The sequence below is a fragment of the Psychrobacter proteolyticus genome, assembly GCF_038155145.1.
Lineage (GTDB): Bacteria > Pseudomonadota > Gammaproteobacteria > Pseudomonadales > Moraxellaceae > Psychrobacter > Psychrobacter proteolyticus_B.
Map to the genome: position 1 here is coordinate 12,216 of NZ_JBAKAY010000009.1, position 16,477 is coordinate 28,692.

A 16,477-nucleotide genomic window follows, 5' to 3' on the forward strand; every position below is an offset into this window, starting at 1 on the left:
GGTATATTAAAGCCTTTTATTTTTCTAAAAACCGCTTAAGCCTTATAGATACAGGGCTACCTCTATTTATCTCCTAATGTTAAATCCGTTATTTTATTAAACAAATAACGTCAATGAACATAAAATAAGCAAGGTTGAGTCAAGTTCCATCCATGCATACCGTATAATAAGAATACTTGACACTTAAAAAAACCCGTCATCGATTCATTATAATAAGGAATAACCATGTATTTTTTGCTCTCCCCTGCCAAATCCCTGAACGAAACAGACGCTATACCACTAAATTTAGGCAATTATTATAGTCAGCCCGAGCTAATCGAACGCTCACAAGAACTGATGAAAGTACTGAAGTCAAAAGAGCCTGTTGACCTACAAGAATTGATGAGTATATCTGACGATTTGGCTCAGCTTAATGCCACGCGCAATCAACAATGGCATTGGAGCGAAGCGCAGCCATTTACTAACGATGCCTCTGATAATGCCGCCAAGCCTGCAGGCTATTTGTTCGATGGTGATGTCTATACTGGACTTGATATGTATCATATGGACAAAGATACTGCTACTTATGTCAATGAGCACTTAGGCATTTTGTCTGGGCTGTATGGAGTACTAAAGCCGCTCGATCTTATCCAGCCATATCGCTTAGAGATGGGTACCAAGCTAAAAAACGAGCGCGGTGACAATCTTTATGAATTTTGGGGCGAGGAAGTTACTAACGTTATCAATGCGCGTATGGTTGACAGCGATGACAAGGTATTGGTTAATTTGGCTTCTAATGAATACTTTAAGGCGGTAAAGAAAAAAGCACTGAAGGCAAATATTATTACGCCACGATTTGAAGACGAGAAAAATGGTCAATACAAAGTGATTAGCTTTTATGCCAAAAAAGCCCGTGGTTTAATGGTGAAATATGCAGCAGATAATAAGCTGACCAATGCTGAACAGCTAAAGCAGTTTGATTTGGCAGGCTATTATTACTGTGAAGACGCGTCTGATGATAAGACGTGGACGTTTAGACGAGATGCGGCGCATCAGTAGCTTGATATAATTTGAGTCAAAATTATAAAAAACCCGTCATAAACCGAAACTTATGATGGGTTTTTCATTCTCCAACTACTAAACATTTTAGGTCCTATACTCTAAAGCGCAACTTATTCCTTGATACATCAAGTACCACTGTTTCATTATAAACATTATAGGTATGGAGACGATCAATATCAGTCTCCCAATCAGGTTCAATATAACGTACAAAGGTTTCTTTATAAGACGTCGGTGTTAGCTCTTCTACTAGGTATAAAGCGATCCTACGCCCGTATCTAATGGTTCCATCCTGAGCAGTACGAAATAGCTGACCATTTTTTCGAAATAGTGCGCCCGCTAGTCGTGAGCCACGCACATCAATCTTGAATGGTGCACAAGGATGAATGAGCCAGTTATCTGATTCTAAGCTGTCAGAAGTATAGATATGCAGCTCTAAATCTATTGTCATATTTGACACTGAACCATGCGTTGTAAAAAGATACCACAATCCATTGTGCTCTATGACTGCACTATCTGCTGCCTGAATGCCCGAAACTAACTCATTAACTTTTTTCCACTTTCGGGGAAAATCTACTGCCTTCAATAAGTTGATACAATGAGTATCTGCAGCTTCTGGAATCATATATACCGCACCCTTATGCTCAAACACATTGGGAAAGCTTAAATGCGTGCTAATACCTAAATCTGCGGGGCCAGTGTCAATAATTTGACGGTTTTTATTTAGTTCTATCCACTCTATTCGACCAATATTCTCTTTATAGTTCAGACTCTCAAAAAATATGTAACGTCTTGAGTCGTGTTCAATATAAAAAGGATCAGCCCAAAAGCAGCCTTTCGCAGGCGGTATTTCTGTATATGTATGTATTGGTTGATCAACAGATCCAATAAAGAGGCTCCACTGATTGAGATAAAAACTCTTATAAAAAGTTTTGACAGTATAATATTTTAAGAATCTAGGTAAGTGTTTGATGGTCATTGATAAGTCAGGTTTGTGATGAACCGTGTGTTCGTCAGTTGTCTTAATAGACTTTCCGGTATTAACTCCAACTCTATTCCTGTGGAAGTACCAATATAATATCGATGCTGCTATCCCATTTGACTTACGCTTAGTTAAGTTATAATCCCAGTAAAATAGCGTGCCATAACCTTCCCCTACTACTTTATCTACATTAAGATGTTCATTTAATAATTGCAAAGTAACGACACTACTTTCCCATTGTTCAGCAAACTGCCAATATAACGTAGGCTTATCATGTTGTATCGCATTATTGCCATAATGAAAAAAAAGCACACCGTTTTTTGTAATACTTAAAATTTTTCCTGTCAGCGCTCTGAAACCAATATTAAGCAGGTAATCTAAATCCGCAGCTTCGATTTTCTCAATCACTGAATCTTCAATTTCTTCAGTGTACTCACCCTGCTTCGGTATAGACATGATAGTAGGCATTGAGCCATTTTTTGATAAGTCGTGAATAGAATAATGCTTAGCATTACTCTTAGTTCTAGAAAGAGAAGAGAATATTTTTTGATTAATTAGGGGGATAGACTTTAGTACACTGCGTTTCTGTTTTATATTTCGTTGAATAGCGATACAAACCTCGACAACTCCTTCATCCACCAATGACTTAAGTGGTTCAAAGTTGTACCACGCCAAGGTCTTATCTTCTACAAGGATTCCAAGCCTAATCTTCTTCATTGTGATCACATTTAATGGCACACGATATTTTGCGCATTCTGACCCGCAACACGTGTCCAAACTCCTTTTAATTGAATTGTCATCCCATTATATATTCAAATAATAACATATATAGTAGTATATGTTAAAAGAAACTCACCATAAATTAGACACAAAAAAGCCCTGCTATCTTTCGATAACAGCACTTCTAATAGCCAAATAGACTTTATGAAAAAATCATACTTTTAGCGAAACGCGATTCATCAAGAAAGGTGAGAAAATGGTCAATATAAAGTGAAAGGCTGAACAGCTAAAGCAGTTTAATTTGGCGGGATATTATTATAAAGCAGCCTCTGATGACAAGACATAGACGTTTAGAAGGGATGAAGCAAGCCAGTAGCTTGATATAAAAACTATATTTACTACAGTCGCTAGAAGTCACTAGAAGCATTACATTCAGTGCTTCTAGCCCAGTCATCAGATATCTTTTAGTTGAACATATAAACAGATTACAACAACCCTTCTTGTGCCATCATTTCTTGTACCGAGGCACGGTTTAGCATGGCTTGATAGTGTGCATTTAGGTGTGTCCAGTCTTGTGCTCGACTCGTATATTGCTGACTCCAGTGAGCAATCATAAACAAATGAAAATCAGCCCCACTTAATTTATCACCCAACAACCATGGACCCTGATCAGCTAATTCCTTTTCAACAATATTCCAGCAGTGGGTTAGCACATCATTCGCCTTATCTTTCACTTGCTGCAAATTGTGCTTGCCACTGATGTACTGCTCGGGATGTGCCCAGCGATTAGCGGCTTCTTGTAGTGTAGAAGACATCCAAAATAAATACTGGTAATAGACACCGCGCTTAGGACATCCTGTGTCAGGTGCTAGCCCAGACTCTGGGTGCTGATCTAACACATACATTAAAATTGCCGCAGATTCATAAATAACCTGTCCTTTATGCACTAACGTAGGTACTTTGCCATTTGGATTAATGGCTAGATATTTAGCTGATTTTTGCATGTTTTTAGACAGGTCTATTTCTATCATTTCATAAGACACGCCTAGCTCCTCAAAGACAGCATGGGTAGCCATGTTAGCGCCGCCCTTATCCCAATATAAAGTATAAATAGTCGTGTCCTTCTTGCTGTTGCGATTGATGGCTAGAACCATTACCTTGAGCGATAAAAATTATTCTTTAACGTGAAATAATCGACATGATAGCGTCAGCCAGTTGAGGGATTTCCGTCATTTTCAAACCGGCAATATTGATTCTGCCATTTGGCATGCCGTAAATCGCGAACTCATCTTGCAATATCAGCATTTGATTTTCTGTTAGCGGTAATAGAGAAAACATGCCTTTTTGGTGCGAGATGTCCAAAAACTCTGCAGGTGCACCCCTATCTTTTAATGCTGCGCCTAATGCTTGGCGAATAGTATCTACCCTACTACGGTAGCTTGCCAGTTCGTCTAGCCAAGCGTCTGGTTTGTCTAGCAAATAAGAAGCCACTGCGGCACCGTGATTGGGCGGCATGGAGTAATTGGCGCGTGTGATAGTTTCTAAGAGTGTCTGTATATCTGCATGGCGTTCATGGTTCGTCGTCATTACCGTGGCAATACCCGTACGCTCATTGTATAGTCCCATGTTTTTTGAACAGCTGGCGGCGATAAATGCAAAATCAGCGTCTTCAATGATTAGACGAAGCCCTGCAGCATCTGTATCAGGATCATCTCCAAAACCTTGATACGCCATATCAATAAATGGGACAATATTTTTCTGTTTACATTTATCAGAGAACAGTTGCCACTGCTCTAAAGAAGGATCTATACCGGTAGGATTATGGCAGCACGCATGTAATAACAGCACGTCTCCTTCTTTTGCTTTTTCTAGCGCGGCAAAACACGCATCAATGTCTAACTGGCCATTTTTATTTTGCCATGGATACGTATCAACCGTTAACCCAGCACCTTCCATCAGCGGACGATGATTGATATAGCCAGGGTCACTGATCCAAACAGTTGAATCTGGAGAGAGCGTGGCGATCAAATCCGCAATGAGTCGTAACGCACCTGATGCCCCAATCGTTTGAATCGTGCATTGGTTTTTTAGACTTGGACTGTCACCCAGTACAAATTTTGCCATTTGCTGGTTAAAATTAGCGTTGCCCGATAACATGCCATAAGCTTTTGAATGCGCTTGGTGAGCAAGATGTATTTCTGCGTCTTGCACGGTTTTCATCACAGGCGTATTGCCATGCTCGTCTCGATAGACACCAACCAATAGATCTATTTTATGTTTGCGTTGGTCAGCGCGAAACCTACCTAACAATGCCCACAGTGGATCACCATTGATAACAGGCATATTATCTAACATCATGATACTTCCTTAATTAGTTTATGTCGCTCGATTGGACAAAATGACACCAATGGTACTGAGTACGATGCCGCATATCATGATAACTGATAGAGACTCATTAAGTATCAGCGTGGCTAGTATAGCGGTTAATCCTGGGGATAAAGAGCCAAGTAATAAGGTACGAATGGAGCCCAATTGTTTTACTGCATAAGAAAACGCAATGGTTGATACCACCCCTACACCAAGTCCTTGTACTAGGATAAACGGAAGCGCTTCATCAAAAGATACAGAACCTATATTGGTCTCCACAATACCAGACAGAACCATCAGCAATGTCAGAAAAAACGAGGTATAAGAGAGCACGATAGCGATAGCTATTGGACTTAACTTGGTGCTTTTTAATCCCAAGGTATAACCCGCCCAAATCAGGCTTGCCATCAACAGTAACCCCACACCGTACAGAAGACTATTAGGTATTGACTGTGCACGCCCGCCAATCATAGTAGCGATACCAAAGAGAATAAGGATCAATGCGGCAAATTTTCTTAATGATATTCGTTGACGATAAAAAATAAAAGACAATATTGCGGCAAAGAAGACTGGCGTACCTGTCAAAATAGTACCAACGTAAGCTGCTGGTACCGTACTTGCACCAAAAGCGGCTAATAAAAGAAAAGGCACGCCACCAAGTAAAACGAACATGATATCTGGCAGTCTTATATTTTTGATTTCATGCCAACTAGAGAGTACCCAAGGAGTCAACAAGACCAGCGGCACACTAAAGCGAATGAGCATAACATCCGCAATACTTAGCGACGATGCTCCAACCGCTCGCACAGTCAACGCAAAGCCTGACCAAATCAATAAGACAACGCTCATTGCCACATAGCCTTTGGTTAGTGGCGACATTACAAACAAAGGATTTTTGCGCGATGAGGGGTGGAATATCGTATTCATAGTCGTGTCTTATGCTGGTATACAAAGACCAATTATCAATTAAAATACGCGCTTTTATCTCTATTTATTCATTGCAATTTTGCAAATATTTGATGGATAATGCTAATTAAATAAAAATTATTGGCTTAAAAAGCCAAAAGGTAAATTATGGACAAAATCGATCGCCATATCTTGGAAGTGCTCCAGAAAGAAGCGCGTTTATCTACGGCGGAACTGTCCGAGCGTATAGGACTGTCACCGTCTCCTTGCGCGCGACGCCTCAAACGTTTGGAGGACGAAGGCTATATAGAGAACTATCAAGCAAACGTAAATAAAGCCAAGGCGGGTATTGCAATGAGTTTCTTTGTGGAGGTCAGTCTCAACAGCCACCAAGAAGAATCTATCGCAGCCTTCGAACGCGCTCTGTCCGATATGGACGAGGTAATCAATGGACATGTGGTGTCGGGTTCTTATGATTATTTATTAGAAGTGGTGAGCCCCAATCTCGATGGTTATGAGCGGTTCACCCGTAAGCTACACAAGCTTGCTAGCGTAAAAGACATTCACACTCATTTATCGGTGAGAAAGGTAATCAATAAGACAACTTTACCTATTTTTGTGTGAGATTCTTTTATACTAATGAGCAACGTCGAGCACGGCCTTCACTTACGTTAAGTGCATTAAGATAATTATAAATAGCTGGTTAATTTGAATGATTACATAACTTTATTATCGAGCATAAAAAAGCCCTGCTATCTTTCGATAACAGAGCTTTTAATAGTCAAATATACTTTATGACAAAATCATATTTTTAGCGAAAAGCGATTTACCGAGGAAGATAAGCAAAAATAGTACTTGTTGTACATTGAGCGTATCTGACAAAGATAAATCGCTTTGCAGCAGAAGTAAAATTACATCATGCCGCCCATTCCACCCATACCGCCCATTCCAGCACCGCCGCCCATAGCAGCCATACCGTCATCACCTTGCGGTAAATCAGTGATCATAACTTCAGTCGTTAGCATTAGGCCTGCAACAGATGCAGCGTTTTCTAGTGCTGAACGAGCAACTTTAGCTGGATCAAGGATACCCATCTCTAGCATATCGCCATATTCACCAGTTGCTGCGTTGTAACCGTAGTTACCACTGCCACTCTTCACTTCGTTAACCACAACTGAAGCTTCTTCGCCAGCGTTGGTTACGATTTGACGTAGTGGTGCTTCCATCGCGCGACGTAGGATGTTCATACCAGCGTTTTGATCATCGTTATCGCCGCGTAGTTCAGACAATGCATTCATCGCACGAACTAAGGCAACACCGCCGCCAGGTACAACGCCTTCTTCAACCGCTGCACGAGTTGCATGTAGCGCATCGTCAACACGGTCTTTCTTCTCTTTCATTTCTGTTTCGGTTGCTGCGCCGACTTTGATTACTGCTACGCCACCTGCCAGTTTAGCAACACGCTCTTGTAGCTTTTCTTTATCATAGTCAGAAGTAGACTCTTCGATTTGACGGTTGATAGACTCAACACGGTTTTCGATGTCAGCTTTGTTGCCAGCACCATCAACGATAACGGTGTTTTCTTTACCGACAGTCACTTTCTTAGCAGTACCAAGTTGCTCTAGGGTAGCAGTCTCTAAGCTTAGGCCAATCTCTTCAGAGATTACAGTACCGCCAGTTAGCGTTGCGATGTCTTCTAACATTGCTTTACGACGATCGCCGAAACCTGGTGCTTTAACAGCACAAGTTTTTAAGCCGCCACGCATGTTGTTTACAACTAGTGTCGCTAGTGCTTCGTTTTCTACATCTTCAGCGATGATTAGCAACGGCTTGCTCTGTTGCATTACTTGCTCAAGTAATGGCACGATCTCGCGGATGTTGCTGATTTTTTTGTCAACTAGCAAGATATATGGGTTTTCAAATTCAGCAGTTAGGCTGTCTTGCTTGTTAGCAAAATATGGGCTGATATAACCACGGTCAAACTGCATACCTTCTACAACTTCTAGGGTATCTTCGAAGCTTGAACCTTCTTCGACAGTGATAACGCCTTGCTTGCCTACTTTTTCCATCGCTTGCGAGATCAGCTCACCGATTTTGGTGTCTGAGTTTGCAGAAATAGAACCAACTTGAGCGATTGCTTTGTGATCGTCAGCTGGCGTTGATAGTTTATGGATTTCTTTAACCGCTTCACGTACCGCCTTGTCGATACCGCGCTTAAGATCCATTGGGTTCATACCAGCAGCAACTGACTTCATGCCTTCTTGTAGGATTGACTGAGCCAATACAGTTGCAGTGGTTGTACCATCACCAGCGACATCATTAGTGCGACTAGCCACTTCACGTACCAGCTGTGCACCCATGTTTTCAAATTTGTTTTCTAGCTCGATTTCTTTGGCAACTGAAACACCATCTTTAGTGATGGTAGGTGCGCCAAATGATTTGTCGATAACAACGTTACGACCTTTAGGGCCTAATGTTACACGTACTGCATTTGCTAGAACGTTTACGCCGTCCATCATTTGTTTACGGGCATCAATGCCGAATTTTACGTCTTTTGCCATGTTAAATTACTCCACTATTATAAGTATGAGAATACAATTGATTGATTTGATAGTTGCTTATCAAAAGCGATTATTAGAAACTGCTATCAAAATGTGCTGAGTATAAAATAATACTCAAAAGGACTAGCCTTCTAGCACACCCAATACATCAGACTCTTTCATAATCAATAGTTCTTCACCGTCAACCTTTACGGTTTGACCAGCATATTGACCGAACAAAACTTTGTCGCCAGCTTTTACATCTAACGCACGAGTTTCACCGTTGTCACGAACTTGACCATTACCAATTGCAAGCACTTCACCTTGTGAAGGTTTCTCTTGTGCTGAACCAGGAAGCAAGATACCACCAGCTGTCTTTGTTTCTTCTTCTATGCGGCGGACGACAATACGGTCATGTAAAGGACGAATGTTCATCGATATGACTCCAAAAGTTGGTTAATAAAATTAAGGGTTTATTTGAATTAATGGTCTCAATACCAGTATCTATAGGGAACACTGCCAAAAACAACGCTTTATAGATAAGCCTTGAGCTTGTAACAAAAAGTGGGGGCAAGGTGAGTTCGGTTCAAGTGTAAAGCCCAAAAATTTACAAGATTATTTTGCAAAAATTGATCAATCAACATCTCATATCGATGCCTTACGTTTAATAGAGTCGATATGCTAATCAAATGAAGAACAAAAAGTAGGGATATTTGAAGAGATTAACGAGCTGAATTTATATTTTGACCAATGCCAAATTAACTATAGAAACATTTGCTACAAGCTCTACACGAAGCGGTATGACACCACGCTTGAAAATGTAACAGCGTATGACCATTATAGGTCTGGTAAACATAATAAGAACGAACGAAAAAATTGCTATATCGGCAATAACTTAATGAAGGGGTATCTATGAGTTTTTCATCAATGCACAAGAAGTCATCAAGCGACAATGTTGATAATGCTAATAACGCAAAACGCAGTCCATCTAAATTTTTATCTGCCTTAGTAACAGGCATCAGTATCTCTACCGTTGGAGCTTTGAGTATGACCGCACCTACCCTAGCTAGCGCAAAAACTGTTCAACCATCGACTGCCGATTATAGTTTTACCGTTGAGGACAAGTACAAAGGCACAGCAACTCGTACGTTAAGCAAATCTGGTAATACGTGGAAATATAACGTTAAGGCTCGCGTCGCTGGTGTGGCTAGCGCCTCGCAAAACAGCACTTTTACGATTAATGGCAACAATGTCAATCCGACGCAGGCAAGTACTACGTACAAACTACTTGGCATGGGTCGCACGCATAAACTAGACTTTAACCCAAGCAGCAAAAAAGTCACCAGTAACTATAAAGGCAAGTCGACGACTATGAACATGTCGCAACAAGCCTTTGATGACTTGAGCCTTGAGGTACAGATTCGTCAGGATTTATTAAACGGTAAGTTCTCTGGTAACTACTACATGGCGAAAAAAGACAAAATCGAGAAGACGCCATTTAAAAAATCAGGCAGTACTAAGATTACCGTACCAGCGGGTACCTTTGATACGGTACGTGTTGACCGCGTCCACGATGACGATAGCCGTTCTACCAGTTTTTGGTTAGCCCCAAGCTTGGACTATATGCCAGTTAAAGTTAGCCAAGTTAACGATGGTAAGAAAATGGATTTAGAATTAACTAAGATTAACTAATCTACTTATCTTTAAAGTTATAAACAAAAAAGCGGCGCCCCAGATGGAGTGCCGCTTTTTTATGGTTTTAGATTAATGGATATAATTTATTAGGCTCAGATAACTTCAATTATTGACGAGGTTTCTTCACAACGTTGTTCATCGAAGGCAAACGTTTAAGCAAAATAAATAGCCAAACATTGATAGCAAGTAGTAGTAAGAAATCCGCTAAGTATACGGCGATTTCTGCCCAGCTACTGCCATATATGCGAGTAAATAACACCACGCCACTCGCGCCCAAATATACCAGAGTGAACATACTGCTTATTAACAATGCATAAGGTGAACGACCGCGCAATATCCATGGTGTCAGAATCAATGCAGGCACTAGCCATAATGCCTGCCAAGCAATACCGCCAACGATATCAGGGCTACTAGGATTAAAGATACTAATAAAGATAGGCAATCCGAGCAGTCTATAAACGAGCCAAATTAACCACGTAACCTTTAAGCGCTGTGCAATAGGTGCGATAGGCTTAACCGTTTTAAGAGGCTTTGTATTAGAGCGGGTTGTGGCCATTAGATATTTTGATTTCCTAAATGAATAATATACTGCTGAATATGAATAGTTAGTGCTTGCTTATAACCGAGTGGTCATAAGCATTGAATCGTAGATTTTGAAACTTAGACGACTCTAGATAGCAGGTTTATAAAAGTTACTTATCGGCTCCAATTAGCCTGTGCTAATGCAGCCGCAGTAATCGCTAAACGGCGACCCTGCGCAATACCTAAATCTCGTTCGTCAGCAGATATTGGCTGATCATGCGATGCACCGCTGACATGGCTGGCACCATAAGGCGTGCCGCCGCGATGAGTACGGTTCAATGCTGGCTCTGCATAGGGCACACCTACGATAACCATGCCGTGATGCATCAACGGCAACATCATCGTCAACAATGTCGTTTCTTGGCCACCATGCATAGAGCCTGTCGCCGTAAACACCGATGCAGGCTTGTTTTGTAGGTTCCCTGCTAGCCATAAAGTCACGGTATTATCCCAAAAATACTTCATGGGTGCGGCCATATTACCAAAGTGCGTTGGGCTACCAAGCGCTAGACCGCTACAGTCTTTCAGATCATCCATCGTACAGTACAAGTCACCCTCATCAGGTATCGCAGGTTTGCTTGACGTGGTTTCAGGTGCCACTGTCGGTACCGTACGGATACGCGCAGTCATGCCAGCATCTTCAATACCTTGAGCGATAGCATATGCTAATGTCTTAGTCGTACCGTAATTAGAATAATAAAGCACCAAAACATAAGGGTCGGTCTGACTCATTAGCAAAGCTTCCTTATAAAATCGTTAACCATACTAGCCACCAAAAATGCGGCGAAATATACGACTAACTGGCATTGTAGAATATGTGCACATTATGCCCGAGTCATTCACTGTCATGCAAATAACCATGATTGATAACCTGACTTATATTGTATCTGATGTGCCACGCAGTGCATTTTGACACAATTAAACCGCAGATGATAACCGTTCATCTTTGTTACACTATTGTCACTCTTACTTTTGTTTAATGGTCGACATGGAAAAATTATCTCAAAAACTCCCGTTTTTACAACAGCGTTGGTTTCAGTTCTTACGGTTTTTGACTCGGCATTTTTTTGAAGATAATTGCCAGCAAAAGGCGGCTTCACTGACATACACCACTATGCTGTCGATTGTGCCTGTATTAACGGTATTACTGATGATTTTATCATCCGTACCAGCTCTCGCATCGGTTAGAGCGCAGATTTATGATGTCATCTATAGCAATCTGTTACCGCAATCGAGCATGCAAGTTAGTGAGTACATTAATAGCTTTGCTGAAAAGTCATCTAACCTAACCATTATCGGTGCCATGATTTTATTCTTTACGACTATCATGACCTTGACCACCATTGAGCGCGCGTTTAACCAAATCTGGCGAGTAGAAGATCGCTCTGGTGGCATCAAAAGCATGCTGCGTTATTGGACTATCGTTACCCTAGGACCGTTAGTATTGGGTACCGCTTTTATCGCTTCCAGTACCGTACAGAGTCTGAGTTTTCTTAATCGTCAAATTGCAGGCTACGGTATCGACTGGAGCTTTTGGGTACAAATGGCATCGATTGGTATTACGATGGCAGGCTTTATCGGTATGTACTGGTTTATTCCAAAGGCGCGCGTACCAGCAAAGAACGCAGCCATCGCTGGCGTGTTCGTGGCCATTGTCTTTGAATTAATGAAGCATCTGTTTGGTACAGTAATGGCTAACTTTACCAGCTACGAAGCGATTTACGGCGCTTTTGCCGCACTGCCTATCTTTCTACTATGGATTTATCTGTCGTGGAATTTGATTTTATTAGGCGTTGAAATTAGCTATACCTTGACCATTTTTGAGACAGAAGAAGTCTACCCTCGTCACCCGTTACTCAGCTTGCTAGATATGTTGAACTTGGTCTATACCCACCACTTAAAAGGTGAAGCCGTTAGCGAACAAGCACTGCGCAATGTCTTAGGTCGCAAAGAGCTGCCGAAATGGTATACCTATATCAACTACCTACAAGACAGCAATCTTATCACCATGACAGATGATGATGACTATGTGCTCAAAAGAGACCTGAGTAGGATGACGTTATGGGACTTTTATCGTACCTTGCCCTATCCACTTCCTATCAAGGACGAGTTGGATGAGATGAAATTGGAAGGTCAAAAGCCTTGGCTAAGTTTACTGGTAAAACGTTTTGAGAATACTGAAGCGTATGCCAAACAGCAACTGCATCTGCCGCTAAATGCTATCTTTGCCAATAGCGAACCTCGTAAACAATCTAATAGTAAGCATAGCGATGACCATAAATTATTTAGAAAAACCTCTGCCGCCACTGAAAATGTACAACGACATGATAATCTAGATAGACATGGTGAGAGTGCTTACAACGGTAATGATCCACATCTAGAAGCATCACCGCACCTAGAGCCGATGGCTTATGACAAAGACAGTGATATTGAATATGACGATCACGACAATGAGGCCATCATACCTCTAGGGACTAGTGAGAGTCATGCTGAGACAGATATGACCAGACGTGCGCATAAAAACGCTATTATTACAGAAGCAGATAACCCCAAGGCTTATCACAGTGAATAAAAATGATGGAGACAGCATCTGGGCACGTACGATCAATGCAAGTCAAAACAGGCTTAAGCAGTTCACTAAGTTGTGGTCAATACAAACGCTGACCGACTTGCCTAATCGCTTAAATAATTTGTGGCAGTGGCTGATTGGCTCTTATTGGTTTATTCCAACCGCTTGTGTCATCGTCGGTATTTTGCTTGCTCCTTTACTAGTCGCGATTGATCAGCATTTTGATCGTGAAACGGTAAAAGAAATCTCCTTTGCTTTTACTGGTGATGACGAGGCGGCGCGCGCGATTATGACAGCCATCGCTGGTGCGGTACTGGGCGTGGCAGGTACGACGTTCTCGATTACAATCGCTGTCCTGTCGATGGCCTCTTCACAATTTGGTCCAAGACTGCTACGTAACTTTTTAACCGACACTCCAAATCAGTTTGTCCTTGGCGCTTTTATTGGTACATTTAGCTATAGCCTACTGGTATTAAAGTCTATCCATAAGTCTGACGTGGCTTTTGGTGTGCCGCAATTGGCAGTGACCTTTGCTATTATCATGGCGATTATCTGTGCGCTGCTCTTGGTTTATTTTGTACAGCATATGGTACATGCCATTCAAGCGTCACACGTCATTCAAAATGCTAGCAACGATGCAATCGCAAACATTTACTATTGGTATAATGATCGATGTGATATTCAACATCAACGCGATGCTGAGCACCATGATATTGAGCAGTTCCAAAACTGGCCTGCTATGCCGATTTATTCACCAACTTCAGGTTATCTACAGCAGATTTATCTTGAGTCATTGGTTGCGCTGTCACAAGATTATGGTGGCGTGGTACAAATGCATGTCAACCTCGGTAATTACGTCACTGACAAAAACGTCATTGGCTACTTTTATCAGCGGCCTGCATCTCATCCAAATAACCGCCAAAGGACAGCAACCCCGCATCTGGCAGTAATACCGCGAGCGCCTGATGGACTGTTTTGGCAACGTCTTGCAGGTTGCCTACGACTTGAGCAACGATTGGCGCACTCTAACGACATCGCCTATAGCCTAGGTCAGATGACGGAGATTGCTGTACGCGCTCTATCCCCTGGTATCAATGACCCAAAGACTGCGGTCAATTGCGTTCAGTCTCTAACCAGCTGTCTGAGTATTATGATGCGTCGTCAGCCACCGAGCCCTTATCATTTTCACATACCGCAGTCAGACACTAACGATAGCTCTGAAACTACTATCAAACAGAAGCGTCTTGCCATATTGGTACTAGTCACTCATATCCCCAAAATTTCTGACTTTATTAATGTGTCACTCGGTGAGATACGTCGTTATGCAGCTGCTGACCTCATGGTCTTAAAAGCACTCTGTCAGGCAATGGTCAATCTGAACTATGCACGGGTAAACAGCGCACAGCAGCAAACGCTATTACATGAATTGCATCTGATTCAGCGCGCTGGTGAAGAGAATTTAAATTATCAAGAGCTGGTCGATGACTTGGTCGCTATGTGCGAACAAGCCAAGCAATTTATCCTTGATAACGATGCGCAACACAAGCATTTTAATTACGTGAGTGATTTTGAAGCGGATATTCGTCAAGCGTTACAGACACAGTCTAGTTAATGATATGACCAATTAACTGTTTAAATAGATGGCAATATCAGTCTTTATAAACACATTACTTATAATCACAATCCCTATAGCTAGCAACACTTATAACGTCCCTATAAGCCCTGTGCTTTGGTTACTTTTATATTTATATGAGACTTACTTTTTATGGCATCTGCAACCAGCCTAACTATCCTAGAAATCAGCGCCATATTTTTATCGATTACTGCTTCATTAACTTATATCAATCACCGTTTTATTGGTCTGCCGACCACTATCGGTGTCATGGTCATCTCTATCTTACTGTCAATCGGTGCGATATTTTTGGGCTTCTTAGGATTTGATCAGCTGATTGATTACGAAGTCAGTTTATTGGAGCAGCTTGATTTTACCGAAGTGCTCTTAGACGGCATGCTATCGATGTTGCTATTCGCAGGTGCATTACACGTCAATATTGGTGATTTAAGACGCTACAAGCTACCTATCGGCATCCTTGCGGGACTTGGTACAATCATATCGGCGATGCTCATTGCGACCGCGATTTACTTTATGTTGCCGTTGTTTGGTTTTGGCCTGCCGTTTCTCTGGTGTCTGTTATTTGGGGCACTAATATCCCCTACCGATCCTATTGCTGTGATGGGTATTTTGTCGTCAGCAGGCGCTCCAAAGAGCATCGAGACTGTCATCGCTGGCGAATCATTGTTCAATGATGGCATCGGCGTGGTCATCTTCGTCCTACTGCTAGGGATTTTATCTAGCGGTGATATCCCTACTGCCAACTACGTCGCACATACTTTGGCGGTTGAAGCTGGTGGCGGCGTTGTATTCGGACTGGTACTTGGTGCAATTTTGTATTACTTGCTCAAAAGCATTGATAGCTATCAAGAAGAGGTGCTATTAACATTAGCTGGCGTCATCGGTGGCTATGCGCTGGCCAGTCATTGGCATTTATCAGGGCCACTTGCCATGGTCATGATGGGCCTGATGGTTGGTAATCGTGGTCGCGAGCTAGCTATGAGTGACAAGACACGGCACTATATTGATTTGTTTTGGGAATTGATTGACGAGATTTTAAATGCCATTTTGTTTGTGCTCATCGGTCTAGAAGTGGTGATGATTGCTTATTCAGGCAATTTATTTATTGCGAGTGGTTTGACGATTTTGATTGCGCTGATTGCTCGATTTATCGTGGTAGGCATGACGACCAAGACCTTTCATCGTCAGCTTGATTTGCCTACAGGCGCATGGAAAGTTCTGACGTGGGGCGGCTTACGCGGTGGTATCTCAGTCGCGCTAGTATTACAGCTACCAATCGGGGCTGAACGCGAGATTCTATTGGCACTCACTTATGCGGTGGTGATTTTCTCCATCTTGGTACAAGGTCTAAGCGTCGGTAAAGTCGCTAAAAGCATTCGTAAGGATGAAAGAGTAGCAAACGTATAAGCTAAAAATATAACAGGCACAAAAAATCCAGCATAAGA

14 protein-coding genes are annotated in these 16,477 nt (G+C 41.9%); 6 read left to right on the forward strand and 8 right to left on the reverse strand.

What is annotated here, in order from left to right; all coding sequences use genetic code 11:
- The first annotated feature begins 225 nt into the window (after positions 1 to 225).
- Entirely contained in the window at positions 226 to 1,038 is an 813-nt protein-coding gene (gene yaaA / locus V6252_RS11325; protein WP_341610521.1) for a peroxide stress protein YaaA, read from the forward strand.
- Positions 1,039 to 1,132: 94 nt separating this feature from the next.
- On the opposite strand, the gene V6252_RS11330 is transcribed toward yaaA, so the two are convergent.
- The 4 genes from V6252_RS11330 to V6252_RS11345 all read right to left on the reverse strand — a co-directional run bounded on the left by V6252_RS11330 (position 1,133) and on the right by V6252_RS11345 (position 6,034).
- The gene (locus tag V6252_RS11330) at positions 1,133 to 2,737 is read right to left on the reverse strand and encodes a glucosamine inositolphosphorylceramide transferase family protein (protein ID WP_341610522.1); all 1,605 of its coding nucleotides are present in this window, start codon (positions 2,735 to 2,737) and stop codon (positions 1,133 to 1,135) included.
- A 488-nt stretch (positions 2,738 to 3,225) separates the two neighbouring features.
- A complete protein-coding gene (locus V6252_RS11335; RefSeq protein ID WP_341610523.1) occupies positions 3,226 to 3,894 on the reverse strand; it encodes a glutathione S-transferase family protein in 669 nt (222 codons plus the stop codon).
- Positions 3,895 to 3,919: 25 nt separating this feature from the next.
- Complete coding sequence (locus V6252_RS11340) at positions 3,920 to 5,098, reverse strand: aromatic amino acid transaminase (RefSeq protein WP_341610524.1); 1,179 nt, start codon at positions 5,096 to 5,098, stop codon at positions 3,920 to 3,922.
- Between the two features lie 18 nt (positions 5,099 to 5,116).
- Complete coding sequence (locus V6252_RS11345; RefSeq protein ID WP_341610525.1) at positions 5,117 to 6,034, reverse strand: DMT family transporter; 918 nt, start codon at positions 6,032 to 6,034, stop codon at positions 5,117 to 5,119.
- Between the two features lie 147 nt (positions 6,035 to 6,181).
- Here V6252_RS11345 and V6252_RS11350 point away from each other — a divergent pair, with 147 nt between their 5' ends.
- Positions 6,182 to 6,637 carry an Lrp/AsnC family transcriptional regulator gene (locus V6252_RS11350; RefSeq protein ID WP_341610526.1) on the forward strand — a complete coding sequence of 152 codons (456 nt, stop codon included), beginning with the start codon at positions 6,182 to 6,184 and terminating at the stop codon, positions 6,635 to 6,637.
- A gap of 287 nt (positions 6,638 to 6,924) precedes the next feature.
- Here V6252_RS11350 and groL read toward each other — a convergent pair whose 3' ends face one another.
- Both groL and V6252_RS11360 read right to left on the reverse strand, forming a co-directional pair.
- A complete protein-coding gene (gene groL, locus V6252_RS11355; protein WP_101204842.1) occupies positions 6,925 to 8,574 on the reverse strand; it encodes a chaperonin GroEL in 1,650 nt (549 codons plus the stop codon).
- Positions 8,575 to 8,697: 123 nt separating this feature from the next.
- On the reverse strand, positions 8,698 to 8,988 hold the full coding sequence (locus V6252_RS11360; protein WP_341610527.1) for a co-chaperone GroES: 291 nt from the start codon (positions 8,986 to 8,988) through the stop codon (positions 8,698 to 8,700).
- A gap of 477 nt (positions 8,989 to 9,465) precedes the next feature.
- Between V6252_RS11360 and V6252_RS11365 the strand changes: the two genes are divergently transcribed.
- Positions 9,466 to 10,245: a DUF3108 domain-containing protein gene (locus V6252_RS11365; RefSeq protein WP_341610528.1), complete on the forward strand. Its 780-nt coding sequence runs from the start codon at positions 9,466 to 9,468 to the stop codon at positions 10,243 to 10,245.
- Between the two features lie 109 nt (positions 10,246 to 10,354).
- Here the strand turns inward: V6252_RS11365 and V6252_RS11370 are convergent, their stop codons facing one another.
- Both V6252_RS11370 and wrbA read right to left on the reverse strand, forming a co-directional pair.
- Positions 10,355 to 10,804: a hypothetical protein gene (locus V6252_RS11370; RefSeq protein WP_238069000.1), complete on the reverse strand. Its 450-nt coding sequence runs from the start codon at positions 10,802 to 10,804 to the stop codon at positions 10,355 to 10,357.
- A gap of 140 nt (positions 10,805 to 10,944) precedes the next feature.
- Positions 10,945 to 11,562 (reverse strand): NAD(P)H:quinone oxidoreductase, encoded by a 618-nt coding sequence (gene wrbA / locus V6252_RS11375; protein ID WP_114701670.1) that lies wholly within the window; start codon positions 11,560 to 11,562, stop codon positions 10,945 to 10,947.
- A 256-nt stretch (positions 11,563 to 11,818) separates the two neighbouring features.
- Here wrbA and V6252_RS11380 point away from each other — a divergent pair, with 256 nt between their 5' ends.
- From V6252_RS11380 to V6252_RS11390, 3 genes are all read left to right on the forward strand, one after another.
- Positions 11,819 to 13,402, forward strand: coding sequence for a YihY/virulence factor BrkB family protein (locus V6252_RS11380; protein ID WP_341610529.1), 1,584 nt, complete (start codon positions 11,819 to 11,821; stop codon positions 13,400 to 13,402).
- The gene (locus V6252_RS11385; RefSeq protein ID WP_341610530.1) at positions 13,395 to 15,011 is read left to right on the forward strand and encodes a DUF2254 domain-containing protein; all 1,617 of its coding nucleotides are present in this window, start codon (positions 13,395 to 13,397) and stop codon (positions 15,009 to 15,011) included. Before V6252_RS11380 ends, V6252_RS11385 begins: the two co-directional genes overlap by 8 nt.
- A 153-nt stretch (positions 15,012 to 15,164) precedes the next feature.
- Complete coding sequence (locus tag V6252_RS11390; RefSeq protein WP_341610531.1) at positions 15,165 to 16,439, forward strand: sodium:proton antiporter; 1,275 nt, start codon at positions 15,165 to 15,167, stop codon at positions 16,437 to 16,439.
- Positions 16,440 to 16,477: the final 38 nt, after the last annotated feature.

What these genes read in the sequence shown, in the direction of transcription:
- V6252_RS11335 (WP_341610523.1), bottom strand. Translation starts at nt 3,894, where the DNA reads ATGGTTCTAGCCATCAATCGCAACAGCAAGAAGGACACGACTATTTAT.
- V6252_RS11340 (WP_341610524.1), bottom strand. Translation starts at nt 5,098, where the DNA reads ATGATGTTAGATAATATGCCTGTTATCAATGGTGATCCACTGTGGGCA.
- V6252_RS11330 (WP_341610522.1), bottom strand. Translation starts at nt 2,737, where the DNA reads ATGAAGAAGATTAGGCTTGGAATCCTTGTAGAAGATAAGACCTTGGCG.
- V6252_RS11365 (WP_341610528.1), top strand. Translation starts at nt 9,466, where the DNA reads ATGAGTTTTTCATCAATGCACAAGAAGTCATCAAGCGACAATGTTGAT.
- V6252_RS11360 (WP_341610527.1), bottom strand. Translation starts at nt 8,988, where the DNA reads ATGAACATTCGTCCTTTACATGACCGTATTGTCGTCCGCCGCATAGAA.
- V6252_RS11345 (WP_341610525.1), bottom strand. Translation starts at nt 6,034, where the DNA reads ATGAATACGATATTCCACCCCTCATCGCGCAAAAATCCTTTGTTTGTA.
- wrbA (WP_114701670.1), bottom strand. Translation starts at nt 11,562, where the DNA reads ATGAGTCAGACCGACCCTTATGTTTTGGTGCTTTATTATTCTAATTAC.
- V6252_RS11380 (WP_341610529.1), top strand. Translation starts at nt 11,819, where the DNA reads ATGGAAAAATTATCTCAAAAACTCCCGTTTTTACAACAGCGTTGGTTT.
- yaaA (WP_341610521.1), top strand. Translation starts at nt 226, where the DNA reads ATGTATTTTTTGCTCTCCCCTGCCAAATCCCTGAACGAAACAGACGCT.
- V6252_RS11370 (WP_238069000.1), bottom strand. Translation starts at nt 10,804, where the DNA reads ATGGCCACAACCCGCTCTAATACAAAGCCTCTTAAAACGGTTAAGCCT.
- groL (WP_101204842.1), bottom strand. Translation starts at nt 8,574, where the DNA reads ATGGCAAAAGACGTAAAATTCGGCATTGATGCCCGTAAACAAATGATG.
- V6252_RS11390 (WP_341610531.1), top strand. Translation starts at nt 15,165, where the DNA reads ATGGCATCTGCAACCAGCCTAACTATCCTAGAAATCAGCGCCATATTT.
- V6252_RS11350 (WP_341610526.1), top strand. Translation starts at nt 6,182, where the DNA reads ATGGACAAAATCGATCGCCATATCTTGGAAGTGCTCCAGAAAGAAGCG.